23 protein-coding genes are annotated in these 25,548 nt (G+C 64.0%); 11 read left to right on the forward strand and 12 right to left on the reverse strand.

Going from position 1 to position 25,548, the window contains the following annotated elements; all coding sequences use genetic code 11:
- Nucleotides 1–46 precede the first annotated feature (46 nt).
- Nucleotides 47–1,408 carry a phosphoglucosamine mutase gene (gene glmM / locus LZC95_11125; protein ID WXB00321.1) on the reverse strand — a complete coding sequence of 454 codons (1,362 nt, stop codon included), beginning with the start codon at nt 1,406–1,408 and terminating at the stop codon, nt 47–49.
- 149 nt (nt 1,409–1,557) lie between these two features.
- Between glmM and LZC95_11130 the strand changes: the two genes are divergently transcribed.
- A complete protein-coding gene (locus LZC95_11130; GenBank protein WXA97386.1) occupies nt 1,558–2,160 on the forward strand; it encodes a hypothetical protein in 603 nt (200 codons plus the stop codon).
- A 2-nt stretch (nt 2,161–2,162) separates the two neighbouring features.
- Here LZC95_11130 and LZC95_11135 read toward each other — a convergent pair whose 3' ends face one another.
- The 4 genes from LZC95_11135 to accD form a co-directional block, all read right to left on the reverse strand.
- Nucleotides 2,163–2,648 (reverse strand): YajQ family cyclic di-GMP-binding protein, encoded by a 486-nt coding sequence (locus LZC95_11135; protein ID WXA97387.1) that lies wholly within the window; start codon nt 2,646–2,648, stop codon nt 2,163–2,165.
- 109 nt (nt 2,649–2,757) lie between these two features.
- The gene (locus tag LZC95_11140) at nt 2,758–2,958 is read right to left on the reverse strand and encodes a hypothetical protein (protein WXA97388.1); all 201 of its coding nucleotides are present in this window, start codon (nt 2,956–2,958) and stop codon (nt 2,758–2,760) included.
- A 257-nt stretch (nt 2,959–3,215) separates the two neighbouring features.
- Nucleotides 3,216–4,439, reverse strand: coding sequence for a bifunctional folylpolyglutamate synthase/dihydrofolate synthase (locus LZC95_11145; GenBank protein ID WXA97389.1), 1,224 nt, complete (start codon nt 4,437–4,439; stop codon nt 3,216–3,218).
- 3 nt (nt 4,440–4,442) lie between these two features.
- Nucleotides 4,443–5,327 (reverse strand): acetyl-CoA carboxylase, carboxyltransferase subunit beta, encoded by an 885-nt coding sequence (gene accD / locus LZC95_11150; GenBank protein ID WXA97390.1) that lies wholly within the window; start codon nt 5,325–5,327, stop codon nt 4,443–4,445.
- A gap of 79 nt (nt 5,328–5,406) precedes the next feature.
- Here accD and LZC95_11155 point away from each other — a divergent pair, with 79 nt between their 5' ends.
- The gene (locus LZC95_11155) at nt 5,407–6,912 is read left to right on the forward strand and encodes a putative glycoside hydrolase (protein WXA97391.1); all 1,506 of its coding nucleotides are present in this window, start codon (nt 5,407–5,409) and stop codon (nt 6,910–6,912) included.
- A gap of 81 nt (nt 6,913–6,993) precedes the next feature.
- Here the strand turns inward: LZC95_11155 and LZC95_11160 are convergent, their stop codons facing one another.
- Genes LZC95_11160 through LZC95_11170 form a run of 3 tightly spaced genes read right to left on the reverse strand, consistent with a single transcriptional unit; the run spans nt 6,994 to nt 9,419 of the window.
- A complete protein-coding gene (locus tag LZC95_11160) occupies nt 6,994–8,004 on the reverse strand; it encodes a sensor domain-containing diguanylate cyclase (GenBank protein ID WXA97392.1) in 1,011 nt (336 codons plus the stop codon).
- Between the two features lie 11 nt (nt 8,005–8,015).
- Nucleotides 8,016–8,669: a CoA transferase subunit B gene (locus LZC95_11165; GenBank protein WXA97393.1), complete on the reverse strand. Its 654-nt coding sequence runs from the start codon at nt 8,667–8,669 to the stop codon at nt 8,016–8,018.
- Between the two features lie 3 nt (nt 8,670–8,672).
- Nucleotides 8,673–9,419 (reverse strand): CoA transferase subunit A, encoded by a 747-nt coding sequence (locus LZC95_11170; GenBank protein ID WXA97394.1) that lies wholly within the window; start codon nt 9,417–9,419, stop codon nt 8,673–8,675.
- Nucleotides 9,420–9,730: 311 nt separating this feature from the next.
- Between LZC95_11170 and LZC95_11175 the strand changes: the two genes are divergently transcribed.
- The 8 genes from LZC95_11175 (at nt 9,731) to LZC95_11210 (ending at nt 20,071) form a co-directional block, all read left to right on the forward strand.
- Entirely contained in the window at nt 9,731–10,711 is a 981-nt protein-coding gene (locus LZC95_11175; protein ID WXA97395.1) for a penicillin-insensitive murein endopeptidase, read from the forward strand.
- Nucleotides 10,712–10,760: 49 nt separating this feature from the next.
- Entirely contained in the window at nt 10,761–13,487 is a 2,727-nt protein-coding gene (locus LZC95_11180; GenBank protein ID WXA97396.1) for a tetratricopeptide repeat protein, read from the forward strand.
- Between the two features lie 41 nt (nt 13,488–13,528).
- On the forward strand, nt 13,529–14,563 hold the full coding sequence (locus LZC95_11185; GenBank protein ID WXA97397.1) for a LacI family DNA-binding transcriptional regulator: 1,035 nt from the start codon (nt 13,529–13,531) through the stop codon (nt 14,561–14,563).
- Nucleotides 14,564–15,188: 625 nt separating this feature from the next.
- Complete coding sequence (locus LZC95_11190; protein ID WXA97398.1) at nt 15,189–16,565, forward strand: NAD-dependent succinate-semialdehyde dehydrogenase; 1,377 nt, start codon at nt 15,189–15,191, stop codon at nt 16,563–16,565.
- 42 nt (nt 16,566–16,607) lie between these two features.
- Entirely contained in the window at nt 16,608–17,360 is a 753-nt protein-coding gene (locus LZC95_11195; protein WXA97399.1) for an FUSC family protein, read from the forward strand.
- Nucleotides 17,361–17,413: 53 nt separating this feature from the next.
- Nucleotides 17,414–18,262, forward strand: coding sequence for a DJ-1/PfpI family protein (locus LZC95_11200; GenBank protein ID WXA97400.1), 849 nt, complete (start codon nt 17,414–17,416; stop codon nt 18,260–18,262).
- A gap of 39 nt (nt 18,263–18,301) precedes the next feature.
- Nucleotides 18,302–19,291 carry a hypothetical protein gene (locus LZC95_11205; protein ID WXA97401.1) on the forward strand — a complete coding sequence of 330 codons (990 nt, stop codon included), beginning with the start codon at nt 18,302–18,304 and terminating at the stop codon, nt 19,289–19,291.
- A gap of 138 nt (nt 19,292–19,429) precedes the next feature.
- On the forward strand, nt 19,430–20,071 hold the full coding sequence (locus LZC95_11210; protein ID WXA97402.1) for a peroxiredoxin: 642 nt from the start codon (nt 19,430–19,432) through the stop codon (nt 20,069–20,071).
- 76 nt (nt 20,072–20,147) lie between these two features.
- On the opposite strand, the gene LZC95_11215 is transcribed toward LZC95_11210, so the two are convergent.
- Nucleotides 20,148–20,573 (reverse strand): hypothetical protein, encoded by a 426-nt coding sequence (locus LZC95_11215; protein ID WXA97403.1) that lies wholly within the window; start codon nt 20,571–20,573, stop codon nt 20,148–20,150.
- A gap of 194 nt (nt 20,574–20,767) precedes the next feature.
- Here LZC95_11215 and LZC95_11220 point away from each other — a divergent pair, with 194 nt between their 5' ends.
- The gene (locus LZC95_11220; GenBank protein WXA97404.1) at nt 20,768–23,602 is read left to right on the forward strand and encodes a carboxypeptidase regulatory-like domain-containing protein; all 2,835 of its coding nucleotides are present in this window, start codon (nt 20,768–20,770) and stop codon (nt 23,600–23,602) included.
- Here the strand turns inward: LZC95_11220 and LZC95_11225 are convergent.
- The 3 genes from LZC95_11225 to LZC95_11235 form a co-directional block, all read right to left on the reverse strand.
- Nucleotides 23,574–24,077 carry an adenine phosphoribosyltransferase gene (locus LZC95_11225; protein WXB00322.1) on the reverse strand — a complete coding sequence of 168 codons (504 nt, stop codon included), beginning with the start codon at nt 24,075–24,077 and terminating at the stop codon, nt 23,574–23,576. The two genes, LZC95_11220 and LZC95_11225, sit on opposite strands and share 29 nt — an antisense overlap.
- 86 nt (nt 24,078–24,163) lie before the next feature.
- Nucleotides 24,164–24,970: a 5'/3'-nucleotidase SurE gene (gene surE / locus LZC95_11230; GenBank protein WXA97405.1), complete on the reverse strand. Its 807-nt coding sequence runs from the start codon at nt 24,968–24,970 to the stop codon at nt 24,164–24,166.
- Nucleotides 24,971–24,976: 6 nt separating this feature from the next.
- Nucleotides 24,977–25,540 (reverse strand): hypothetical protein, encoded by a 564-nt coding sequence (locus tag LZC95_11235; GenBank protein WXA97406.1) that lies wholly within the window; start codon nt 25,538–25,540, stop codon nt 24,977–24,979.
- Between the last annotated feature and the right edge of the window lie 8 nt (nt 25,541–25,548).

The raw sequence follows: 25,548 nt of genomic DNA on the forward strand, positions 1-25,548 counted from the left end.
AGGATTCTTCCCGACCTTCCCGCCTTCTTGTGATTTGGGGTCTTCTTTATTCGGGCCGCGTGTCCTTCTTGGCGGCGCTGGCCAGATCTTTGGCCCATACGACGAGTTGATCCGGGTTGGGCCCCTCCAACATGATGCGGAGTTTGGGCTCGGTGCCGCTCCAGCGGATCAAGATGCGGCCTTCGTCGCCCAATCCCTTTTTCACCTTTTCCGATAGGGCGCTGAGCGACTGCATTTCCTCCAGCGGCTTTCGCGCGGGCAGGTTCACGTTCTCGAGCACCTGCGGTACGCGCTCCATCGCCGAGTGCGCGAGGGTCGATAGCGGCTTGCCCGTGCGCATCATCAGTGCGAGCACTTGCAACGCGGCGATGGTTCCGTCGCCGGTGGAGGCATGGTCGAGGAAGATGAGGTGCCCCGATTGCTCGCCGCCCAGGTTGTAGCCGCCGGAGCGCATGGCCTCGACGACGTAGCGATCGCCCACGGCGGTGCGGATCATTTTGCCGCCCATCGCCTCGATGGCCCGCTCGAGACCGAGGTTGCTCATCACCGTGGCGACCAGCGTGTTCTTTTTGAGCTCGCCCGCTTGCAGCATGCGGCTCGCGCACATGGCCATGACGGCGTCGCCGTCGACGATTTGACCTTTCTCGTCGACCACGATGAGCCGGTCCGCATCGCCGTCGAGCGCGATACCGATGTGCGCGCGGCGGCGCACCACTTCGGCGCGCACGTTGTCGGGGTGCAGAGCGCCCGAGTCGCGGTTGATGTTCGTGCCATTCGGCTTCACGCCGAGACACCACAGGCTCGCCCCGAGCTCCGCGAAGACGCTGGGCGCCGTTTTGTAAGCCGCGCCGTGTGCGGCATCGACCACCACGCGCACGCCGTCGAGCGTGAGATCGCGCGGGAACGTGTTCTTTGCGAAGGTGACGTAGCGCCCGCGTGCGTCCTCGAGTTTTTCCGCGCGGCCGATGCCAGGACCCGTCGGGCGCGGGCTGAGAAGCGCGTCGTTGCCCATGAGGCGCTCGATTTCCGCCTCCTCTTCGTCGGGCAGCTTGAAGCCGTCGGCGCCGAAGATCTTGATGCCGTTGTCTTGATAGGGATTGTGGCTCGCGCTGATCACGATGCCCGCGTCCGCGCGCATGGCCGTCGTCAGGTGCGCCACGGCGGGCGTGGGAACGGGGCCGCAAAGGATCACGCGTCCGCCCATCGAGCAGATGCCCGCGGCGAGCGCCTGCTCGAGCATGTAACCGGAAAGACGCGTATCTTTTCCAATGAGCACGCGCGGCACGTGCTTTTTGCCGCGGCCGACGAGAAACGTGACGGCGCGCCCGAGCTGCATGGAGAGCTCCGGCGTCATGGGCAATTCGTTCGCGGTGCCGCGCACACCGTCGGTTCCAAACAGGTTTCGCATCACCACCGGGCGCGCCGGCACCACGGGCTCCTCGGACGACGCTCCGTTTTCCTGACTTCGGTTACTGCGCGACTTCTCGATCGATTTCATGCACGCGTGACACTACACGAAATGTTGGCCAGCCGGCCACGCTGGCGATAGAGCCCATCGTGATGCGATCCGGCACGGTTTTGTCCTTTGCGCTTGCACTCACGGGAATGGCCTGTGCCCCAGCCCAGGCGACTGCCCCGGCGCGCGCATCGGGGGAAACCGATCGTTGCGCTGTGTCCGAGTGGCGCTTTCTCTTTGCCAATGATGGTCATGGCAACGACCTTTCCGGCAGCCGCGAGAGCCTGCTTGCCGCCGTGCGGCGAGGTAGCCCGCTGCGTGTCGGCTGGAGCGAGGCGAACGCGAAAGAGGGCTGGTCCGTCGAAGAGTTCTCCAACGTCGGCTTCACGAACATCATGGGCAAGCGCGACGTGGTAGCGCAACTCGACGACGCGCTGATTCAAAGCAACTACGTGAATGCCTCACGGGCCGGACTGAAGAATCCGGTCGTCGAATGGCACGCCATCATGTCGACCGATGGCCGCTTCGAGGCGGTGATGGTCGAGCGCGAAAGCGGGCGCGCCACCCGCAAGCTGGTCCAGCGCACGCGCATGAACTGGTACGCCTTCGGGCCGTCACCCTCCTGCGACACACGTCCCGTGATTCTCCGCACCGAGGATCACCAGAACGAGCAGGTGGAAGACCAAAAATTCGAAGCGCGGTAACTTCAGTCGCGGAAGTTGATGAACTGCAGCTCGAGGGGCAAGTCGGCCTCTTTGACCAATTGAATGGCGGCCTGGAGATCGTCGCGGTTTTTTCCGCTCACGCGCACTTGGGCTTCTTGGATCGAGGCCTGCACCTTGATTTTGCTGTCCTTGATGCGGCGGACGAGGTCTTTGGCGTGGTCGCCGTCGATGCCTTCTTTCACCTTCACGAGCATCTTCGAACCGCCCTTGCCGGTGGGTTCCGGCTTCTGCGGGTCGAGGTGCTTCAGGCTCACCTTGCGTTTTATGAGCTTGTCCTGAAGGACGGAATACGCCGCCTTGACCCGCTCGTCGCTCGACGAACGAAGGCTGATCCCATCATCGTTGCGCTCGATGGACGTTCCGGTGTCCTTGAAGTCGAAACGCTGGGCGATTTCCTTCTGGGACTGGTTGAGGGCGTTGTCGACCTCGTTCCATTGGACCTTCGAGACGATGTCGAAGCTCGGCATGACGAAAACCTCCCAAGGGGATTTTTTGGCAGGTTCGCACCCCGATCGGAGGGGGCGAACCTGAAGGGGTCCGCTCGTAAGTGGTCCCCCAAGTTACCACAGAAGGCGACTAACGAACCTTGGCCGTTGCGCGATCGAGCGCTTGCTGAAGCAGCTGGTCGAACTCGCCCGGTCGCTCGAGCATCGGCCAGTGACCGACACGTTTCATGAGGATGACCTCGAACTGCGGCGCAAGCTTGCGGTTGCCCTCCACGTTCGTCGGATGTGCGTCCGAGTTGATGGCGACGATGGGGGCTTTTACGTTGCGCATCGCGCTCGCGCCATCGTGGTCGAAGGCGCCGCGCAATGGTTCCTCCGCTCATGGAGTGCCCGATCCAGACGATGTGCTCGAGCCCTAGCTTGTCGGCCACCGCGCGGGCGTCCTGGGCACATGCTTGCAGAGTCCACGCTTTTCGATCGCGGCCCGATGCGCCATGGCCGGCTTGATCCATGGCCACGACGCGGTACTGCGATCCGAAGTGCGTGAGTTGCTCGTCCCACCAGTGCGCGTTGCCGAGCCATCATGGTTCAGAGTGCTAGGGCCGGATCCCCGGTGATGCCAAGTAGCTTCCCGCGGGCCTCGCCCACGAGAAAAATGGAACCGGTGACCAGCACCAGGCCGCGGGAGACGTTGCGGCGGGCCAGCGCCAGCGCTTCCTCGAAGGAGCCCGCGGTCTCGCCCGGGCAACGCGCGGCGAGGTCCGCAGGATCGGCCGGGCCTCGCGGTGAGTTGGAGGGCGGGCGCACGTAAACGCGCGTGCCGGCGAGAGGCGCGATGCGGTCGAGCATCACCGGCCATGCCTTGTCGGCGAGGGCGCCGAAGATGAGCGCGATGTTCGACGGATCGAGCTTCCATGCAGCCAATTGCTGCGCGAGGGCCTCGATGCCATCGGGGTTGTGCGCGGCATCGAGAAGCACGGGGCCGTCGGCGGTCTCGATGCGCTCGAGGCGGCCGGCCCAGGTGACGTTGGCGATGCCCCGCGCGATGGTCGCGCGAGGAATGCCGAGGCGCTCGCCGATGGCCCAGGCGATGCGCGCGTTGTCTTCTTGGTGCGCGCCCGCGAGGCCGATGCGCTCGATCGCGATGCCGGCGGTGAGCTCGCGGGCGCGGGAAACGGTGGCGCCCACGCCATGGGCGACCTCGGCGATCGCGGCCTCGACGTCGGTCTCCATCGGCCCGAGGATCACGTCGAGCCCCGGTTTGGCGATGCCGGCCTTCTCGCGCGCAATGAGCGCCAAGGTGTCGCCCAGCTTGTCCTGGTGGTCGAAGGCGATGCGCGTGATCGCGGCCGCGCGGGGCGGGGGAATTACGTTGGTGGCATCGAGGCGGCCGCCGATGCCCACCTCGAGCACGGCCAAGTCGACCTTGGCCTCGCGAAAGGCCAAAAACGCGGTGAGCGTGGCCACCTCGAAGAAGGTGAGGCCGGGCTCGCGCGCGAGTACGTCGCCCAGGATGGTGGCGAGCGTCGCGTCCTCCAAGGGTTCACCGTCGACGCGAATGCGCTCCGCGAAGCGATGCAGATGCGGCGAGGTGTAGAGCCCCGTTTTGAGGCCTGCCTCGCGGGCGATGCGTTCCACCATGGCCGAGGTGGAGCCTTTGCCATTGGTGCCAGCGATGTGGACCGCCCCGAAGCTGCGCTCGGGAAAATCGAATCGCGTGCAGGATGCACGTATAGCATCCAGCCCCAGGTCCATGCCGCGCGGGGCGCGGCCATAGAGCCCTTCGAGGGCGGCCTTGAGACGGTCGCCCAAGGGCTACTCCGCGGTGTTATTCAACTCGGACGGGCGCGGCGGGCGAACGAAGGGTGCGAAGTGCCCGAGCAAGAGCGAGATCTCTTCCTTCATCTGAAGGCGGCTCGTGATGCGGTCGATCATGCCGTGGGCGAGCAGGAATTCGCTGCGCTGGAAGCCCTCGGGGAGCTTTTGGCGGATGGTGGTCTCGATGACGCGCGGACCGGCGAAGCCGATGAGGGCTTTGGGCTCCGCGATGTTCACGTCGCCAAGGAGCGCGAAGCTGGCCGCGACACCACCGGTGGTCGGATGCAAAAGGACGCTGATGTACGGAAGGCGCGCCGCGCGATGCCGCTCGAGCGCGGCAACGGTCTTCGCCATCTGCATCAAGCTGAGGATGCCTTCCTGCATGCGCGCACCGCCGGAGGCCTGCAGCAGCACGACGGGAAGGCGACTGCTCGTCGCTCGCTCGAAGAGGCGGGTGATCTTCTCCCCGACGACGGAGCCCATGGAGCCACCCATGAAACCGAACAGAAACGCTCCCCAGGCGACGGGGCGGTCGCCCATGGCGCCTCGCCCGATCTCGATGGCTTCCGTGGCGCGGGAGGCCTTCTGGGTGGAGGCAACCCGCTCGTGGTACGGCTTGCCGTCGGAGAATTGAAGGGGATCGGAGGGTTTGAGATGGGCATCCCATTCCTCCAGCTCGCCACGGTCCAGCAGCAGCTCCCGCCAACGCGGCGCGGCGAGCTTATGGTGCTGCCCGCAGTCAGGGCACACTTCGAAGTTGGCGTGGAGGGTTTCCGTGGGGATGGTGACCCCGCACCCGTCGCACTTCCGGAAAACGCCTTTTCCGAAGCTTTTCTTCTCGCTCGCATCCAGCTCGGATGCTTTTCGGCTCGGCCAGTCCATCACGTGGGTGCCCTGTCGTAGCACAAATTGTTGCCCATTCGCGCGAGGAGCGGAATCCTTTCGGACGATGCAGAGTGCAATGCCGTTACGGACGGGTCTCGCGGGAATTTTCCTAACGATTGCGTCGGCGTGCGGCGGCCACGGCGGCGCCACGGGGGCGGCGCAACCTGCGGCAACGCCGGAAAAAACAGGTGCGGAAAATGGTGCGCACCTGGAGCTCTCCGCGATTCACCGCGCGGAGGAGGCCCGACGTCCCAGTGACGACGGGGAGAAAAAGGACCCGCGTGCGGAGTTTCGCACTTGGCTTCAAGCGCGTCTTCCAACCGGAGGGACCATCGAGGAGGCGGACAAGGCCGAAAAGCTGCGCGTCGTGCACAAGGTCGGTCCGAAGGACACGCATCTGAGCATCGCCAAGGCGTACCTCGACATCACCGACGTCTACCTCGCAGACGACCTCGAAAAGGAGTTGAAGAAGAAGAGCCCGCGGCTTTCGGGCACCATCGAAATCCCCCACGTGCTCTCCGAGCCGTACAAGGATCCGGAGCACGATCGCCTTGGTTGGCCCGAGGACAAGGCGCTGCGCGGCATCTTTCTGGTCGGTGCCATGGCGGCGAAGCCGTGGATCGAGACCTTGGATCGCGTGGCCTCCCACGGGATGAACGCGGTGGTGCTCGATGGCAAGGACTACGAGGGCCCGGTCACGTATCCGTCGAAGGTGGCGGTGGCCGTCGAGACGAACGCGACGAGGAAGGCGCCCATCGTCGATTTGGCGCGAACGATCCGATTCGCGCATGCGCGCGGGATCCGCGTCATCATGCGCATCGCGTGCTTCCACGATCCGTGGGCCTCCGTGAAGGCACCGCGTCTGTCCATCCGGGGCAAGTGGGGAGGGCCATATCCGGTGGATTGGCTGGATCCTGCGAACGAGGAGGCGCAAGACTACATCGTCGAGCTGGCCAAAGAGCAGATGGCCGCGGGCGCGGACGAGATTCAACTCGATTACGTGCGCTTTCCGGTGCAGCGAGGATTGGGCAATGCCGTGCTTCCTCCGCCCGATGGCTCGCGTGAAAAGGTCATCGTCGAATTCGTGCGCAAGGTGCACCGCGTGACCAAGGCGCAAAACGTGCCTCTGTCGCTGGACATCTTTGGCGTGACCGCCACCGGGACGATGGAGGACGTGCACAACCTGGGGCAGGACATCACGTTGTTGGGGCCGGAGGTGGAAGCGCTGTCGCCGATGACGTACCCCGCGCATTATGACAAGGGCTTCATGGGGTGGGACGCGCCGGGAACGCATCCCGAGATCGTGGGAATTGGGACGCGAGAGACGTTGGTCAAATTGGGCAAGGCCCAGGACCAAGGGCAAGGGATGGCGGTGGTGCGGCCGTGGCTTCAGGCCTTTGGGTGGCGCGCCCCGAATTACGGGCCGAAATATCTGCTTACCGAAGCGAGCGAGGCGGAGAAGTCCGGGAGCACGGGGTGGCTAATGTGGAATCCTGGATGCAATTACGCTGAAGCGTGGCGAGGGATGCCAGTGCGGGGAAGCGGTGACAAGAGGGATAACCGCAGCGCGCGGAAGGATTGAGGGGGGGCGCTTCGAGCACGAGCGCGTGCGCGTGTTCGTCTACGTGCACGCGCACGCGCTCGTGCACGATCCTCTAGCCGTTCACGCAACGACACTCTGATTCCGTCCCAACTCCTTCGCGCGGTACATTGCCATATCCGCCCTCTGCTGAAACGACTGCAATGTCTCTTCGCCATCCCATGTTGCGACTCCGATGCTCACGGTTTGGGTGAGCACGTCGTCGTGGGAAATGTCGACGGGTTGTTCGCTCAAGTTGATGCGAATGCGTTCGGCGGTGGCTTGGGCGTTCGCGCGGGTGGTAGAGGGCATGATCAAGGTGAACTCTTCGCCTCCTCTCCGGATGAATACGTCGATGCGACGAACCACCGAGCGCACGCGGTCGGCGAAGATGCGCAGCACGGCGTCGCCCGTCGCGTGGCCGAAGTGATCGTTCACGCGTTTGAAGTGATCCAGGTCCATCAGCAGCATGCTCAATGGCCCGCCGGTGCGGCGTGAGCGCTCCATCTCTTCGTGCAAACGGGGCGCGAGGTAGCGCTGGTTGTATGCCAACGTCAAATCGTCGGTCATGGCCAGGCGCCCGAGGCGCGCGCGTTCGATGGGAGGGGTCGAGCAATTGGCCAGGAGCCGCGCGAGGAGCTGATGATCCAAGGTGAATCGTCCGGCCTCGGGCGAGGACACCGACAGGACGCCAATCACGCTTCCCGCGGACCAAAGGGGTTCGGCCAACAAGGACCGAATGTGAAAACCCTGTTGCCGATTCGGCGTGCGGTCCGGCAAAAAGCGCGGATCCTCGTGCACGTCGTCGACGATGATGCCCTCGGCATGCTCCACGACCCAGCCGATGAGACCTTCACCCCGACGGAAGGTCATCGGCTTCTGCTGTCGGCCCTCGCCCGACCTCGCACCCACGAGTAGCTCGTGGTGCGAGGCGTCGAGCAGCCGAATGGACGCATGGTCGCCGGGCAGGAGCCGGAGCGCCGCATCGGTCACCGTTTGGAGCGAGTCCTCCAAGCGTCGACCGTTCGTGAGCTGCTCGGTCAATTCGAGCAGCACCACGAGCGCGTCACGATCGCTCCGTGCAACAGGTCGCACGGAATCACATGTTACAACGACATTTGCGCGAGGTCGCTCGGGACCTTGAGGGTGGGCTCGGTTTTATCCTGCACCTCGCGTGCGCTCACCCCAGGTGCGACCTCCCGCAAAACGAGCCCGTCGGGTGTCACGTCGATGGTGGCCAAGTCGGTGATGATGCGATGAACGACCCGTCGACCGGTCAGCGGCAGGTTGCACTCGCGAAGGATCTTCGGTGCGCCGCCCTTGGCCGCGTGATCCATGATGACGACCACGCGCTTCGCGCTCGCCACGAGATCCATGGCGCCGCCCATTCCTTTGACCATCTTGCCGGGGATCATCCAGTTGGCGAGATCGCCCAGCTCGGAGACCTGCATGGCACCGAGGATGGCCAAATCGATGTGACCGCCGCGGATTTGCCCGAAGCTCTCCGCGCTGGAAAAGATCGCCGAGCCGGGGAGCATGGTCACCGTTTCTTTGCCGGCATTGATGAGATCGGGATCGACTTCACCTGCGGTGGGGTAGGGGCCGATGCCGAGCAAACCATTCTCACTTTGGAGCACGACCTCGATGCCTTGCGGGATGTAGTTCGCCACCAGGGTGGGCATGCCGATGCCGAGGTTTACGTAGAAGCCGTCCTTGAGTTCCTGGGCGGCGCGCTGGGCGATTTGTTCGCGGGTAAGCATGGGTTAAGCCCTCACCGTGCGGCGCTCGATGCGCTTCTCGTAATTCGTCCCCTGGAAGATGCGGTGCACGTAGATGCCCGGCGTGTGAATCTGCGAAGGTTCGAGCGTGCCCACCGGCACGATTTCCTCGACCTCGGCGATGGTGAAGTTCCCCGCGGCTGCGATCATCGGGTTGAAGTTCATCGCCGTGTGGCGATAAACGAGATTGCCGAAGCGGTCACCCTTCCACGCTTTCACGATCGAGACATCGCCGCGGATGGCATGCTCGAGGACGTACGGGCGGCCGTTGAATTCGCGCACCTCTTTGGGCGGCGAGGCCTTGGCCACCGAGCCGTCGGCCGCGTACTTCAGTGGAAGGCCGCCGTCGCTCACCGCGGTGCCGGCGCCGGTGGGCGTGTAAAATGCAGGTATTCCGGCGCCGCCGGCGCGAAGGCGCTCGGCGAGGGTGCCCTGCGGCACGAGCTCCACCTCGAGCTCGCCGGAAAGGTACTGACGCTCGAACTCCTTGTTTTCGCCGACATAGCTCGAGACCATTTTCACGATCTGCTTGTTGGCCAAGAGAATCCCGAGGCCGAAGTCGTCGACGCCGCAGTTGTTCGAGACGAACGTGAGGTCTTTGGGCCCGAGCTCTCGCAGGGCGCGGATACAGTTTTCGGGGATGCCGCAAAGCCCGAACCCACCCGCGAGTATCGTCGCGCCACTCTTGATGTCGGCGCACGCCTCTCGGGCGCTCTTGACTACCTTGTCCACGGAAGCCTCCTTGCCTCGCACCGTAGCCCGACCCTCGTCGGCCCGTCGAGAGGTATGGAGATTGGACCTCGTTGTCGTTGACGTTGACGGCGACGTAGACGTCGAAACGTTGACCTGATCGTTGACGCTCTGCGCCGATCGCGTGGCGCTGGCGCCTGGTCGAGGCTGGTCAACGACAACGACGACGTCTTGTCGTCAACGTCGCCGTCGCCGTCAACGTCAGACGTCAACGTCAACGTTGGAGGTCGGATGGGGCGCCAGTTATTTGGCCCGGGGCGGGGCGGCATGCTTCGGTGCAATGCATGGTGCACGTGCGGCCTGGCCTAGTCGTGGCGGTCTGCGCCGTGGTGCTCACCTTCTCGGTGGCGGCATGGCCGGCGGCGGCGCATACGCAACTTGCGCATCTCTCCGTGCCTCGCACGGTGCACGGGGGGCATGCGGCGCTGAGTGCGGCGGCGATGCGCATTGGGCGCAGTGTGGGGTCGCCCACCACGGGGCATCTCATCGGCGGGATGCAAGTGGAGGAGAGCCCGTACCTGCGGATCGTGCCATCTTGTGCGAACAGCGATGTGCGATGGGGGCTCGGGCCGCTGGTGACGATGATCGACCGGGCGGCGCGGCAGGTGAGGCGCAAGTACCCCGATGCCGTGCTCACGGTGGGGCATCTTTCACGGCCAGGGGGTGGCGAGATCGATCGGCATGCCTCGCACGAGAGCGGACGCGATGCGGACATCTTGTTTTACGTGAAGAACCACCTGGGCAAGCCGGTGCTCGCGGAGCAGTTCGTGCCGTTTCGCGCCGACGGGACGGCGCCCACGTGGCCGGGCGCCTCCTTCGATGATGCCCGCAATTGGCTCCTGGTCACTGCGTTGGTCACCGACAAGGATGCTCGTGTGAGTCACATTTTCGTGGCGGCGCCGCTTCGTGCGCGTCTTCTCGCGTATGCGGCGCGCATCGGGGCACCCCCGGCGGTGCGCCATCGCGCGGCGGAGCTTTTGATGCAGCCCCGCGGCTCGTTGCCGCACGACGACCACTTTCACGTGCGCATCGGCTGCCCGCCGGGTATGCACGAGTGCATCGAACTTCCGCAGGGAAAATGGGCCAAAAAGGGCCCTCCCACGCATGAGCGCAACCGCGGCAAGGCGAACCCTCCTCCATCACCCAGGAAACCGTTCGAACCGCTGACGGGAAAGTCGGCCGCCTCCGGCGAACCTCCGGCGGCCGTCTTGGCAGTGCCCCGGGAATCTGCCGATTCGTCCGATGCCATCGACGATGCCGATGGCGACCTGTAGCCATACAAGGCTCACGGCCCCACAAGAATGATAGAATGACGGACCATCCATGGCCGAATCGCTAGGTTTTGCTCCAAATTTCGCCCCGGGCGAGCATCGAGCGACGCTGGTCGGTCGCGCGGCGGAGATGCACGAGCTGCACGATGCGATTCGCAACGTGCGCGACAAAGGCCGTGCGCGCACGGTCACCATTCTGGGCGCCGCGGGCATCGGCAAAACGCGGCTCGTGCGCGATTTCCTCATCAAAATGCGCGTCCAGCAGGACAAGGCCCCGCGCGTGTTTCGCAGCGCCGCCCGCGAGGACGACGAGCCGTACGGCATCTTCTCGCGCATCTTGCGCGCGCGCTTCGGGCTGGGCGAAGGCATGGAGCCCGAGGCTGCGATGGCGCAGCTCCGCACCCAGGTCAGCAGCGTCCTCGATGACGCGAACGTTGGCGACATCTGTTACTTCCTGGGAAAGCTCGTCGGGCTCGATTTCCCTGCATCTCCGCTGGTTCACGCGGTGGAGAGCTCGAATCCCGAGGTGGTGCTGCTCCGGCGTGCGATCATCAAGCATTTCCTCGAGGCCGATGCCGGCGTTCACGTGCCCCCATCGGCGGGGGGACCCACGAGTGCGCCCTTCGTGCTCGTGTTCGACGATTTGCACCACGCCCCCGACGAGTCGCTCGATCTCCTGAGCTACCTCATCGACAACCTCCAGGCGCCCATCCTCGTCTTGTGCATGGCGCGACCGGAGATCCTCGCCCGGCGCGATACGTGGTTTTCGCACGGGGCGGGGCGGCATCACTGGATGGAGCTTTCGCCGCTGTCCGACGCCGATGCGCAGCTGGCCATGAACGATCTGCTCGCGCCCGTCGGGGATGAGGCGGCGCGCGAAGACCTCAATGTGGCCGCGTGCACCTTGGCGGGGGGCAACCCTGCGTTGCTCGAGCAGATGGTGCGCATCTTCCTCGAAATGGGCGTGCTCGAGGCAGAGGACGAGCTGGCCGAGGAAGATCGCTGGCGCGTCCACGTCGACAAGCTTTCCAGCGTGCGCCTTCCGCTCACCGTCGAAGACGCCGTGCAGGCGCGCATCGCCGCGCTGGCCCCGGCCGAGCGCGATTTGCTCGAGCGCGCCGCGGCCATGGGCGCGGTGTTCTGGCTCGGCGGGCTGGTGGCCATTCACCGCCTGGACCAGCCGACGCCGGACGTTTGGGCCGCCGGCGATTCGCCGGACATCCTGCGCATTCGTCAGATGCTGCGCGAGTTGAACGAGCGCGATTACATTCTCAAGTTGCCCGACAGCACGTTCACGCACGACGAGGAATACGTCTTCAAGCACAACTTGGAGCGCGAGGCCCTGGTCAAGTTGACGCCTCCGCTCACCGCGCGGCGCTACCATTCGCAAATTGCGGATTGGCTCTCCTTCAAAGGGCAGGTGCACGCCCACGAGGAGACGGTGGGCATGCTGGCGCGCCACCGCGAATCGGCCGGGGCGCCGTCGCAAGCGGCGGCCGCATTCCTCGAAGCCGGGGACGTGGCGCGTTCGCGTTATTCCAATACGAAGGCCGTCGAGTATTACGCTCTGGGATTGTCCCTTTTGAGCGGCGCGGGCATCGAGGCGAATCCCGATCAGCGCATTTTCGGATTGCACCATTATGGTGACGTGCTCCAGGCCCTCGGCCGCAACGAGGATGCACTCAACGCCTTCCGCGAAATGCTCACCCGGGCCTATCGCCTCGATTTGCGCGCACGCGGCGGTGCGGCTCACGGCCGCATCGGCCGACTTTACCGCGACACGGGCCAGCTCGAAGAGGCCAAGAAGCATCTCGACTCGGCACTTGCGCTCTTCGCCGAATCGGAGGACGAGCGCGGCATTGCCAGCACGGTCGACGACATCGGCAAGCTGCATTGGTTGCGCGGCGACTACCACCGTGCCCTGGAGTACACCGAGCGCGCATTGGCCATGCGCCGGCAAATTGGCGACCGGCGCTCGATTGCCCTGTCGCTCAACAATTTGGGCAAGGTCTACCAAGACTCCGGACAATTTACGCGCTCGATCGAGTGCTTCGAACAGGCCTTGCAGATCCGCCGCGAGATTGGCGACTTGGTCGGCGTGGCCATCAGCCTGAACGATCTGGGCTCGGTGGCGCAGGATCAGCAGGATGACCACCGCGCGCGCGCCCTCTTCCAAGAGGCCTACGACGTGGCCAAAGGCACCGCGGATCGCAACCGCATTGCCCTGGTGCTCACCAATTTGGGAAAGATTCTCAATCGCGTCGGCGAAGCGGAAAAGGCCATCTTCTATTTGAAACAAGCCGAGGAGCTGGCCGACGAATTGGGTGACAAGATCGGCCTCGCCGATGCCGTGCGCGGTCTCGGCCGCGCGTATCTCGTACGCCGCGAATACACCAAGGCGCGCGATTGCATGATGCGTGCAGTGGATCTCTTCAGCGAGATCCAGAACAAGGTGGAAATGGGCATTGCCCTGCGCGCCCTGGCCGAGGTCAGCGCCGAGGGGAGTGCCGGCGGCGATTGGCAAAAAGAGGCACAATCGTATCTTCTGCAATCGATTGGTCTCTTCGAAGAAATCGGCAATGACGTGGAGTTGGCCCGCAGCTGCCGCGCTTACGCCGACATGCTGCGCACCGCCTCGAAGTTCAACGCCGATCCGAACATCACCGCCGAAGCCGAATCGTACGCCCGCCGCGCCGAGGACATCTTCGAAAAACTGAACATCCGCGCCTTCGGAATCGACTCCGACGCCTTCTTCGCCAGCCGCCAACTCGGGTCCTAAGTAGAAAGAGAATTACAGGAAGCCGCGGCAACGAGGATTGAATGAAGCGGCGGATCAATATCGTCAAACTCGCCGAGCACCTGGGGCTGGCCGTCTCCACGGTCTCCAAGGCGCTCAATGATCGCAGCGACGTGAGCGATGCGACGAAGCGGCGGGTATCGGAAGCGGCACAAAAGTTCGGCTTTTCGCCCGATCCGGCGGCGAGGCGGCTGCGCAGTCGGACGTCGGAGACCATCGGGTTCGTTCTGTCGCCTCCGCAAAGCCATTTCGCGCATCCGTTTTTCCTCGACCTGCTCATGGGAGTCGATGAGGGACTCGAGACGACTCCATTTCAGCTCGTGATCGTCACGGGGCGGACCGTCGAGGCAGAGCTCGAGAGTTTCCGCCGACTCGTCGAAAGGCAGCGCGTCGATGCCGTCATGTTCGGCCGAACGCGTCGCGACGATGCTCGAATCCGCTACCTTCAAGAGCGGAACGTACCGTTCGTCGCATTGGGTAGGAGTGAAACCGGCAAACCCTTTTCCTTCGTCGATATCGATCGGACTGTCGCCGGAAGGAATGGGACAGCCCGTCTCGTGGGATTGGGCCACCGCCGGATAGGTCTGCTCAGTACCCCGAACTACCTGATGATGAGCCATCATCTGCAGGAGGGCTACCGTGCTGCACTGAATGCAGCCAAGCTGCCCTTCGATGCCGATCTCGTGGTCGAAACGAAGTTTAGCGAGGAAGGCGGCTTGAGCGGTGCCCGGCAGCTTCTTGCGATGAAGGACTCTCCAACGGCGTTCATGTGCGGTCACGATCTGATCGCCAGCGGCGCCATGCAGGCCATCGCCGAAACGGCCAAGCTGCCAGGCAGGGATGTGGCCATCATCGGCTGCGACAACCATCCACTTGGCCCCTATTTGCATCCACCGCTCACCACGTTTTCCGCGCCAACCCTCGAAGCGGGACGTCGGATGGTCGAGATGGTCCTTGCTCTTTTGGACGGCCACAAGCCCGAAGAGTTGCAGGAAGTCTGGTCCCCGGAGCTGATCTTGCGCTCGTCGCACGGCGCGCCGCGGACCACCAAACGATAGAGCGGGTTCGCGTGAACGAGGCCTCCCCGTGCCTCGAGCAAACCCGTCCATGCGCGGCGGCCTTGCCGGTTGAGTCGCTGGCCTTGCCCTTGACAAAGCCTCGGCCCGAAAACATAGATCCTTACGAAAACGTTTTCGTAAAACGTTGAAGGTTTTTCGGACGGATGATTCGATGGCGAGATTGGAACGAAAAGGTGGCTGCTTGTGTGGAGCAGTCCGTTACGTGTTGAAGGGAGAACCGCAAGCAACGGCCCTATGCCATTGCACGCACTGCCAACGGCAAAGCGGAAGCGCATTCTCCGTGAACCTATTCGTGAAAGAGGACGACTACGAGCAAACGGGCGAGACGAAATTCTATGTAGATATCGGGGATAGCGGGCAGCCTTCGCATCGCCATTTCTGCGCGAATTGTGGTTCGCCCATCATGACGCAGGTCCTGACGATCCCTGGAGCGGTCTTGGTGAAGGCCGGGACTCTCGACGATATGGAAGGGTTACGGCCCCAAACCGAGATCTATACGGATCATGCAGCAAAATGGCTCGCGCCGGTAGCAGGCGCTGCGCGTTTCGCCCGAAGTCCCGTTTAGGTACACGGTGTTTCGAAATTCGAGAAGAAGGAGTTGGCTGTGAGTTTTCGTACCATCAATCCGGCGACGGGTAAACTCGTCGAGGAATTTTCGTTGCAATCGGATGAACAGGTTTTCGCCGCGCTCACGAAGGCGGATCGACGCTACCACGAGGATTGGAAGCATCGCTCGGTCGCCGAGCGGGCCAGGATCGTCGGCCGAGCCGCCCAGATCTTGCGCGAGAAGCGGGACGAGTACGCAAAGTACCCCATCGTGGAGATGGGAAAGGTCACTCGCTACAGTTACCTGGAAGTCGATTTGGTCGCCGATATCTTGGATTACTATGCCAAGCACGGGGAAAAGCTCTTAGGACCTCAATCGCCGCCCGGGGAGCCTGGCGCCACGGTGGTTGCCGAGCCGATTGGGGTCCTTCTGGCCATCGAGCCGTGGAACTTTCCCTATTATCAGCTGGCCCGTGTGGCCGCGCCCCAGCTCGTCGCGGGCAACGTGGTGATGATGAAGCACGCCGAAAATGTGCCGCAGTGCGCGCTTGCCTTCGCGCGGCTGTTCGAGGAGGCCGGCGCCCCAGAGGGGGTTTACACGAATATCTTTTGCAGCATCGAGCAGGTCGCCAAGTTGATCGACGATTTCCGTGTGCGTGGCGTTGCCCTGACCGGCAGCGAGAGAGCGGGGGCCTCCGTCGGCGAGCGCGCCGGACGCAATCTCAAGAAGGCGATCCTCGAATTGGGCGGCAGCGATCCTGCCGTCATTCTGGAGGGCGCGCCACTCGAGCTCGCGGTCGAGCAATGCGTGATGGGGCGCACGTTCAACTCGGGCCAAGGCTGCGTCAATATCAAGCGTGTCATCGTGGTAGGCAAAGAACGGGGCCAGAAGATGCTGGCCGCGTTGAAGGAGCGATTCCAGGCGCTCAAAATCGGCGACCCCACGGACGAGACGACGGATCTCGGCCCCCTCGCCAGCGAGCGCGCCCTGAAAGGATTGCTCGAGCAGATCGACGGCGCGAAGGCTGCGGGGGCGCGGATCGTCTACGGCGGCAAGCGCGTCGACCGCCCCGGGTTCTATCTCGAGCCGACGATCATCACCGACATCGCCGAGGACAATCCGCTCTATCAGCAGGAGGCCTTCGGGCCCGTACTGTCCTTCTATGTCGTGAACAGCGAGGAGGAGGCGATCGAGTTGGCCAATGCGACGAAGTATGGCCTGGGTGCCTTCGTCTTCGACGCGGATGTCGAACATGCCAAGAAGGTCGCATCCCGTATCGAGTCCGGCATGGTGTACATCAATTCTTGTTTCGTCGACTCGCCGGGATTGCCTTTCGGCGGAATCAAGAATTCTGGCTTCGGGCGCGAGCTTTCGGAATTGGGCATCGGCGAATTTCTCAATCGTAAGCTCGTGCGAGTTGCCAATGTAGGTTGATTTCGATAGGCCATCGCTTGCCCGCGTCGATGGACGAAGCCGATGACGAAAGCCCACGGCGAGGCGATGCTGTTCTCCGCGAAGTGTTTCGTCGCGGCGATGCTCGCCTATTATGTCTCATTGCGAATTTCCCTGACGGGTTCCTATTGGGCCATTGGAACGGTTTATATCGTCTCCCAGGTATCTGCGGGTGCATCGCTCGGCCGTGGTTTCTATCGCGTTCTAGGCACGCTCGGCGGGGCCGTTGCGACCGTGGCCATCGTTTTCACGTTCGCCAACGAGCCCCTGCTGCTGAGCGTTGCCTTGGCGACGTGGATTGGTTTCTGCCTCTATGTGTCGCTTCTCGACAGCACGCCCCGAGCCTACGCGTTTGCACTCGCGGGCGCCACCGCGAGCCTCATCGGCTTCCCGAGCGTCATCGCGCCAGCTTCGATCTTCGCCGTCGCGTCGCTGCGGGTACAAGAGATCTCGATCGGGGTGGTGTGCGCGGGATTGATCCACGGTTTCGTTTTTCCGCGGCGGGCGACGGACCGCTATCACGCTCGCCTCTCGCACATCCTTGCGAATTTTTCTCCACTTCTACGAAAACGTTTTCGTAAACATGACGGTTCGATCGAACGCGCGCAAGTGCCCGGCCCACAAAATCCGCCAACTCGAGTCCTAAGAAGAGAGAATTCACAGGAAGGCGGGAAGACGGGAAGGTTTAAGAGGGTTTTTATCTGGAACTCTTTGAGAGTGGAAACTCTAAAATCTCCCCGTCTCCCCGCCTCCCTGTTCAATCAATCATTCCTCTAGAGTCTCCAGCGCGGCAACATGTCGCAGCGACGATGTGTCGCACGGGGTTGCCCGTGAGCTCGTTTAGAAACGTGGATACGGAGGACGTATCCATGGATATGAGTCGGCGGCATTTCGGGGCAGGGGTATCGGCGTTGTTGGCGGGGTGTGCCCTCGAGCCCGGGGAGGCCTCGCGGACAGCGCCGTCGGAGTTGCGTGAGCAGGATGCGAATGAATTACAAATAGGGATGCTGCTCTATCCCGAGTTCACCTCGCAGGACTTCGTCGGGCCGCAGCTCGTCTTCGGCTCCCTGGGGAACGTGAAGGTGCACGTGTTGTGGAAGGAGGTCGCGGTGGTCACCAGCGACAGCCAACTTGGCATTCAGGCTACGACCGCGCTCCGCGATTGTCCGAAGAAGCTCGACGTGCTCTTCGTGCCCGGCGGCACCGGCACCTGGCGCATGATGAACGATCCCGAGATCCTCGCGTTTCTCCGACACCGCGGCGAGCGAGCGCGCTTCGTCACCAGCGTGTGTACGGGCTCCTTGCTGCTCGGGGCCGCGGGACTCCTTTGCGGCTACCGCGCTGCGACCCACTGGGCCTACCGCGACGTGTTGCCACTCGTTGGTGCGATCCCCGTGGCCGAAAGGGTGGTGCGCGATCGCAATCGCATCACCGGCGGCGGTGTCACGGCCGGGCTCGATTTCGGCCTCACCGTGTCTGCCGAGCTACGCGGTTCGGACTATGCCAAACAGCAAGAGCTTATTTTTGAATACGCACCGGAGCCGCCCTTCGGAACGGGACGCCCCGAGACAGCCGGGCCGCAATTAACCGCGCAGGTCAGAGAACTCCTCGAGCCTGCGGTCGAGCGAACGCGACAAGCGGCTCGCGCAGCGCAGCGTTGCGCGGCTCCAGGGGGATGACGGCCGGAGCAGAATGAATCATGCTGGGATGAGCTGTCCATGTCGTCCAAGAAGCCACGTTCATCCCAGGGAAAGGTCGCGTTCGTCGTCGGAGTGGGTTGCATCGGTCTCGCAGCGTGCGGCCTCGAAGAGGGCGGTTTCGCCGCACGTAGCCATGGCGACGGCGGGCAGAATCCCGGCGGGCCTTTGCGCAAAATCGGCGGCAACGTCGCCGGTCTCCTGGGCCGTGGGCTCACGCTCCAGATCAACGGCGGTGAAGACTTGGTCATCGCGGAGGACGGTCCCTTCGTTTTTTCGACGGGTGTTGCGACGGGCGCCCCCTATTCGGTGAAGGTGAAGGGCCAGCCGACGGAGACGTACCAACGCTGCACGGTGAAGGGCGGCGACGGAACCGCGGGCGACAAGAACGTGCTCGACGTCGAGGTGACCTGCGCCTTGCTTCCGAGCTGCAAAGAGCTGCACACGGATTTTCCCGCGCTGCCCAATGGCGTCTACCTCATGAGCCCCAATGGAGACAGCGACACCACGGCGTACTGCGATATGGTCTACGACGGCGGCGGCTGGACGCTCATCCTCGCCACGACGAACAACAGCGGCCCCGACGAGCTCACCGCGGCCTCTTCCAAAGAGGAGATTGCGCCGGGCAAAAAGAAGTACATGACCACCGATCGCATGAAGGCGCTCGCCGCGCTTTCGAGCCAGGTGCACGTGCGCGAGAGCGGCAAGCCGGACCAATCGATCACGAGCACGCGCGACTCGGAGCCCATCACGAACCTGCGCAAGGGCCAGCTGGTCAATTTCGGCATGGAGACCCTCGGCGCCGCTGCACAAGTGGCGCGCTGGACCGGCGTGTACGCCGTCGAAAAGACACTGGGCTTCTCGTGCGCCATCACCGACCAGACGTACCCGGCCATCTACTGGGCCTGCGGCAACAACGAGGGGATGCACTTGGTGCGGAGCCTGTCGGTGTGGAAGCACGAGGGCGAAACGCCCAACAAGAACATCCCCATGGACGTCTTCCTGCGCTGAGCCTACGGACGGGCGCTCTTCCAGGTCTCTTCCAGGTGAACAGTGAAGGGTCGCCCGTGTGTTTCCGCACGGGCTTGTCCCCAGGTGTATCCGTTATTATAGAGGGTGCTCTAGTATAGCGGAACGAAGGAGCCAGCCATGACCACCATCCGTATTGGAAGCATTGCGCCCGATTTCACGCAGCAGTCGACCGAAGGAACCATCTCGTTCCACGAGTGGATCGGAAAAAGCTGGGCGGTGCTCTTCTCGCACCCGAAGGATTTCACCCCGGTGTGCACCACGGAGCTCGGCACGGCCGCGAAATTGAAGCCCGAGTTCGACAAGCGAAACGTGAAGGTCCTCGCCGTGAGCGTGGATGACGTCGACTCGCACAAGCGCTGGACGGCGGACATCGAGGAGACGCAAAAGACGAAGTTGAACTACCCCATCCTCGGCGACGCCGATCGCAAGGTGGCCACGCTTTACGACATGATTCACCCCGAGGCGAACGACACCTTGACGGTACGCTCCGTGTTCATCATCGACCCGAACAAGAAGGTGCGTGCGACCCTGACGTACCCGGCGAGCACCGGCCGCCACTTCGACGAGATCCTGCGCGTCATCGATTCACTGCAGCTCACCGACAGCCACTCCGTGGCCACGCCGGCGAACTGGACGCAGGGCAACGACGTCGTGATCCTGCCCTCCATTCAGGATCCGGCGGTCATCAAGGAGAAGTTCCCCAAGGGCCACACGGTGCTCAAGCCGTACCTGCGCATCACGCCGCAACCGAACAAGTAACGCGGGCATTTCGTTTCACGAAGTGACACGAGGCACAAGAGAAGAGGGTGCACGGGCGTGCACCCTCTTTTCGTCTTTAACGCAGGCTCGCCTCGATGAAGCGAATCTGGCCCTCGTCGGAGACGATGAACCGCTCGGAGACCTGCACCGTCGCCAGGCGGATAGGAATTACCGGTAGGGCGGCGTCGAGCAAGTACGTGCCCACGACCTCGTTTCCGGCGACGGACCAATGCACATCGTAAATGCGTTGTACGAGCCAATATTGAACACCGTGCTCGAGCTGAAAGCGGATATCCGCGCCAGAGCAGCCGGTGAGAAGGCCATTTTCGATGCGCCATGCGTCATCGGCGAGAGGCACATCGCGCGCATCGTGGGAAACGAGCGCGCGCACGTAGGCCTCGGCCGCACGAATTCGGCAAGCATCACCGCACGTTGGCGCGGCTGCGGATGCCGTGCTCGCGAAGAGCCAAGATGCGCCAAGAACACCCAGCCATCGGACCATTTCGAATTCCCCCTTTCGGAATGCGTTAACACGAATGGCCAAGGAATGCGATTCACACCACGTCCGTCTAAACCGCCATGGCTGCTTCGGATGGGATGCGCAAAGTCCTTCTTGGACTGGTTGTGTTCTTATTGCTAATTGGCATATTCGTCTTCATGCGACGCCGTTCGGATGTCCCTCCCAAGGAAACTGGGTTGGATCCCACCGCCTCGAGCGATGTCCCGACATCGTCTGAAATCGGTGCGGCGGAGCCGGCGCGCGGTGCGATATCCGGGCGAGTCTCCGATGCGCAAGGCGCGCCGGTGGTGGGCGCTTCGGTGTGCGTCTACGTCTCCTCGGGCGATATTCGCGACCCCCGGTGCACGGTCACGGGGACCAACGGCAGCTACCGCGTGGGCGAACTCTCCGCAGCGAAGTACGAGGTGAATGCCTCGGCGCCGCAGCGCGCCCCCGTGCGATGGCGCGAGGAGGATGGATTGCGCTTGAAGGCCGGTGAGAGCCGCGAGAACGTTAATCTGGTCCTGGCGTTTGCGGGGATCGAGGTGCGTGGCCGCGTCGTGGACATCACCGGCGGACCGGTTGTGGGCGCCTTGGTCGGCCTCTATTCCTCGAGTCTCGAGACCGACGGCGGAAGGACCTTTACGCGCAGCGGGGAACAGGGCGAGTGGCTGGCGTGGCTCCCTCCGGGGCGCCTCATGGTGGAGGCTTCGGCCGAGGGATATGCGCAGGGCTCGAGCGGAGGTGTTGCGCCGGGCCAATTCATCGAGGTGGGCCTGACGCCGGAGTCCGTGCTCGAGGGACGCGTGGTCGATGCTTCGACGGGCAATCCGGTGGCGGGGGCGCGCGTCGCGGCCCAACCTTCGGGCGATCTGGCCGGCTTCGTGATGAGCGGCTCGAGTGCGCACACGGCCATCTCCGATGTCGAAGGGCGCTTTCGGATCTCGCAGCTCGCGCCCGGGCGCTACAAGGCGGAAGGTCGCACGCCGCACGCGTGGGGCGTTGCCGCGGAGAGCGTTCTTCTCGGCTTGGGCGAAACGGCCAGCGAGTTGCGCATCGAGGTGCACCCCACGGCGACGGTGAGCGGCCGGCTCGTGTTCGACGACGGACGAGGGTGCCATCCCGCGTCGGTCCAAGCCAGGGAGACCACGACCAAAGATTCGCACTCCGGGCAGACCCAAGAGGATGGGAGCGTACGCATCGAGGGCCTGCTTCCGGGCACGTACGAGATCGGCGCGTTCTGCAATGGCGCTTGGCAAAATACGGCGTTCGAGCCGCTGGTCGTTGGCAAAGACGACATCACCGGCGTGACATGGAAAGTGATCGCGGGCTCGACCCTGCGGGGCGCGTTGGTCGATGCGACGGGCCGGCCCGCGACCGCGGAGTACGTGTCTGCGACCGCCCAGACGGGCAATCCGCGGGTGCGCGGCGTGTCAGAGACTGGGAAGGTCGAACGAGACGGCACCTTCCAGATCGAAGGCCTCGCGCCGGGCACCTATGCGATCGACATCGTTCGAAGGAGTGTCGTGACGAAGACGCAAACCGTGGTCAAAGTCGATCGCGACGTGGATGGCGTGCGCGTGGTGGTGCCGCAGGTCGCCGCCTCCGCCACCGGAACGATCGAGGGCACCCTCGTCGATGCCGATGGCACCCCCGTCTCGGGCGTCGACATCGAAGCGCAGGGCAATGGCAGCCATGGCTATGGCGCGAGCGTCGATGATGGGTCCTTCGTCGTGAAAAATCTCCGCCCCGGCGACTACCGCGTGTGGATCAACGGGGAAAACGGGATGCGTGCCCCCCGAACGAAAGACGACGACGTGCAAGGTGCCACCACCACGGTGCGTGCGGATGCCGTGTCGCGCGTGAAACTCGTCGTGGAAAGCCGGCGTGGCGAGATCCATGGACGGGTCGTGGACGAGGGCGGCCATCCGGTGACCGACGCCTTCATCGACGCGCAGCGCGAGTCGGACAGCGCCACCCACGCCGCGGGTCACTCCCGGCGCAACGTGCGCTGGTCGTGGTCCGGCGAATCCGTGCTCACGGATGTCCACGGCGCGTTCGCGGTGAAGAAGCTCTCCCCGGGCACGTACGTGCTCCGCGCGTACCGCAAGGGCGGGGGCGAAGCCATCGTCGAAAAGGTGCGGCTTGGGGATGACGTAACGCTCACCATCCGCGCGACGGGAACCATCTCCGGAGCATTCGTCGCGAGCGACGGCAGCCCCGTCGAGCGATTCACCATCGCCATTCGCGATGCCAAAGCGGGTTTTTCGCGCCGGGAGAACTACTTCCGCACCGCCGGCGCCTTCGCCCTGCGCGATCTGCCCGCGGGCGATTACCACGTCGCCGCGGAAGCCCCGACGGGGCGCGCCGAGGCCGACATCCACCTCGACGAAGGGCAAACGAAACGCGACGTGCGCTTGCAGATGACCGCCAACACGACGGCGCGCGGGCGGGTGGTGGCGATGGACACTGGAGAACCCATCTCCGGAATGGTCGTCTCCATTCAACCCGCGAAGGGCGCGCGCGATGGCGTCAGCTACTCCTCCACGGGCGAACGAAAATTCATCACCGATGCCGAGGGACGCTACGAGGTGGTCAACGCTCCCGTCGGACACGTCATCGTCGGCGCCTTTCCCGATTTCGGCTCGGGATCCGAGTACTCCCGCGACGTCCGCGTGCCGGCCACGCTCCAAGCCGGCACCACGAACGAGTTGCCCCCGCTGCGCGTTCCGCGCAACCGCGTCGCATTTGGGCAAGGGCAGGGCGATTTGGGCTACGACACGCAGGAAATGGCGCCCGAGGCCGACCTCCAGCAGACGCGCTGGGTGGTGAGCGTGGTGCGATCCGGCGGGCCCGCCGCCAAAGCGGGCCTTCAGGTGGGCGACGAGATCACGTCCGTGGACGGGCAGGACGTCGTCGGCCCCAACGGCTACATCTATCGCACGCTCGTCCGCGTGCCCGAGAAGACGAGTGTCACCCTCGGGCTGCGGCGCGGCGTCGCGATCAATATTGAATCACGCTCTCGACTTTGACGGGCATGAGCCGTTCGCGCCCGCCCAGGAACGTGAGCTCCACGGCGAAGGCATACGCCACCACGTACCCGCCTTGCTTGCGCACCAGATCGGCCGCGGCCTTCGCGGTGCCGCCCGTCGCGAGCAAGTCGTCCACCACGACCACGCGCGCCTCTTCGGCGAGCGAGCCTTTGTGCATCTCCAACGTGGCCACGCTGTACTCGGTTTCGTACTGCACCTCGTCGCATGCGGCGGGAAGCTTGCCCGGCTTGCGCGCGGGGACGAAGCTCGCATTCAGGCGCGCGGCGAGGGCGCCGCCGAAAATGAACCCGCGCGCCTCGACACCCACGATGGCGTCGATGTGCTCGCCGATGAACCGCTCTGCGATGGCATCGAGCACGATGTGAAACGCACGCGGGCTCGCGAGCAGCGGCGTGATGTCCTTGAAGAGGATGCCCGGCTTGGGGAAGTCCGCGATGTTGCGGATTTTCGACATCGCGAAGGCGAGCGCATCCCGCGGCACTGCCAGGTCCGCCGCTTCGTTCGATCCGGGGTGCTCCGAGGGCGTTTTCTTCTTGGCACTCATCGTTCGCGCTCCTTCGCTTGTCGGAACGGGGATGATAGCCGATCGAGAAGCTCTCCGGCGGTCGTGTTCGTGAGGTCCAGCATGAGTGCGGTCAGGGTCGCATACCCTCGATCGAACGCATCCGTGTCGGTCCCTGGCGCGTGCTCGTGCCGCACGCCAGGCCCGCCCAGCCAAAAATACTCGCGACCGCGCGGATCCTTACGGAAGTCGACCAGCTCTTCGTATTTGCGCATGCCCAGGCGCGAGGGTGCCACTTCGCCATTCCACTCGCGCGGCACGTTCACCGAGAGCAAGGGACCGACCCCCACGCCGGAACGCGACCCCCCCGGACCCGCTTGCGGGGCCGCTGAATAGAGTCCCAGCGCGAGCTGTGCGGAGAGCCGACAGGCCGCCTCAAAATCCGCGCCGGTGTGCGCGCTCGTGGCCAGCGCCGGAATGCCCTGCAGCGCACCCTCGCGCGCGGCGGCGACGGTGCCCGAATAAAAGACGTCCTGCCCGAGATTGAGGCCATGATTGAGCCCCGAGACCACCACGTCGGGCGGACGCGGCAGCACGCGCGTGCTCGCGTGCAGTGCCACGTAGATGCAGTCCGCAGGTGTGCCATCCACCGCAAAAACGCCTGCTTCGACTTCGCGAAGGCGCAGCGGGCGGTGCAACGTCAAGGCATGGCTCGAGGCACTCTGCTCGGTCTCCGGTGCGATGAGCACCACATCGCCAACTTCGGAAAGTGCATCGCGCATGGTGCGGATGCCGCGGCTCGTATGGCCATCGTCGTTCGAAAGTACGAATAGTGGACGCGTCACTTCTCCTCACTTCTCCTCTCGCGACCGCGAGCGATGCCGGTGCCCGCGATCTTTCTCTTTGGATTTCGCAGCATCCCCCGCGTCCGCACCGGCCGATGCATCCCCCGCATCGGCGTCCGTGGCTTGGCTCGCCGGCAGCTTGGCCAAGGTATCGCGCGCCCGCGTTTTGTACGGGGCATCGACGACGCTGGAGGCCATCACCTCTTCGAGCACCTTCCGCCGCGCCGCCACGTCGGGGTCGCTTGGCGCGCCTTCGATGGCGGCCTTGGCCCATTGGTTTTCGATGGTTTTGAACTCGGCGGTCTGCCGAAACGGTGCGTTGGGCGGAAGGGCGATTTGAATGCGATCGTGCGCGGTGAGGCAGTCTCCGCTCGCGCAAAGCTTTTTCGCCTCCTCGATGGAGACCTGCTCGGCCGACATTGGCGCTCCGGATGCTACGAGGGCGCTTCCGCTCACCGCCGCGTTGTCCGCCGGCTTTTCGGCCCGGATGCCCAGCTTACTGCACGGGTCGAGGTGCGACCCGAACGCGAAAGTAAAGAGCAAGGCGGCCGCGCCGCGGAGAAGAATCATCGGGGAAT

The sequence above is a fragment of the Sorangiineae bacterium MSr12523 genome, assembly GCA_037157775.1.
Lineage (GTDB): Bacteria > Myxococcota_A > Polyangia > Polyangiales > Polyangiaceae > Pendulispora > Pendulispora brunnea.

Coding starts and splice junctions, on each gene's coding strand:
- glmM (WXB00321.1), bottom strand. CDS start 1,408: ATGCGAAACCTGTTTGGAACCGACGGTGTGCGCGGCACCGCGAACGAA.
- LZC95_11135 (WXA97387.1), bottom strand. CDS start 2,648: ATGCCGAGCTTCGACATCGTCTCGAAGGTCCAATGGAACGAGGTCGAC.
- LZC95_11140 (WXA97388.1), bottom strand. CDS start 2,958: ATGCGCAACGTAAAAGCCCCCATCGTCGCCATCAACTCGGACGCACAT.
- accD (WXA97390.1), bottom strand. CDS start 5,327: ATGGACTGGCCGAGCCGAAAAGCATCCGAGCTGGATGCGAGCGAGAAG.
- LZC95_11155 (WXA97391.1), top strand. CDS start 5,407: ATGCCGTTACGGACGGGTCTCGCGGGAATTTTCCTAACGATTGCGTCG.
- LZC95_11165 (WXA97393.1), bottom strand. CDS start 8,669: ATGCTTACCCGCGAACAAATCGCCCAGCGCGCCGCCCAGGAACTCAAG.
- LZC95_11180 (WXA97396.1), top strand. CDS start 10,761: ATGGCCGAATCGCTAGGTTTTGCTCCAAATTTCGCCCCGGGCGAGCAT.
- LZC95_11185 (WXA97397.1), top strand. CDS start 13,529: ATGAAGCGGCGGATCAATATCGTCAAACTCGCCGAGCACCTGGGGCTG.
- LZC95_11195 (WXA97399.1), top strand. CDS start 16,608: ATGACGAAAGCCCACGGCGAGGCGATGCTGTTCTCCGCGAAGTGTTTC.
- LZC95_11205 (WXA97401.1), top strand. CDS start 18,302: ATGTCGTCCAAGAAGCCACGTTCATCCCAGGGAAAGGTCGCGTTCGTC.
- LZC95_11210 (WXA97402.1), top strand. CDS start 19,430: ATGACCACCATCCGTATTGGAAGCATTGCGCCCGATTTCACGCAGCAG.
- LZC95_11215 (WXA97403.1), bottom strand. CDS start 20,573: ATGGTCCGATGGCTGGGTGTTCTTGGCGCATCTTGGCTCTTCGCGAGC.
- LZC95_11225 (WXB00322.1), bottom strand. CDS start 24,077: ATGTCGAAAATCCGCAACATCGCGGACTTCCCCAAGCCGGGCATCCTC.
- LZC95_11235 (WXA97406.1), bottom strand. CDS start 25,540: ATGATTCTTCTCCGCGGCGCGGCCGCCTTGCTCTTTACTTTCGCGTTC.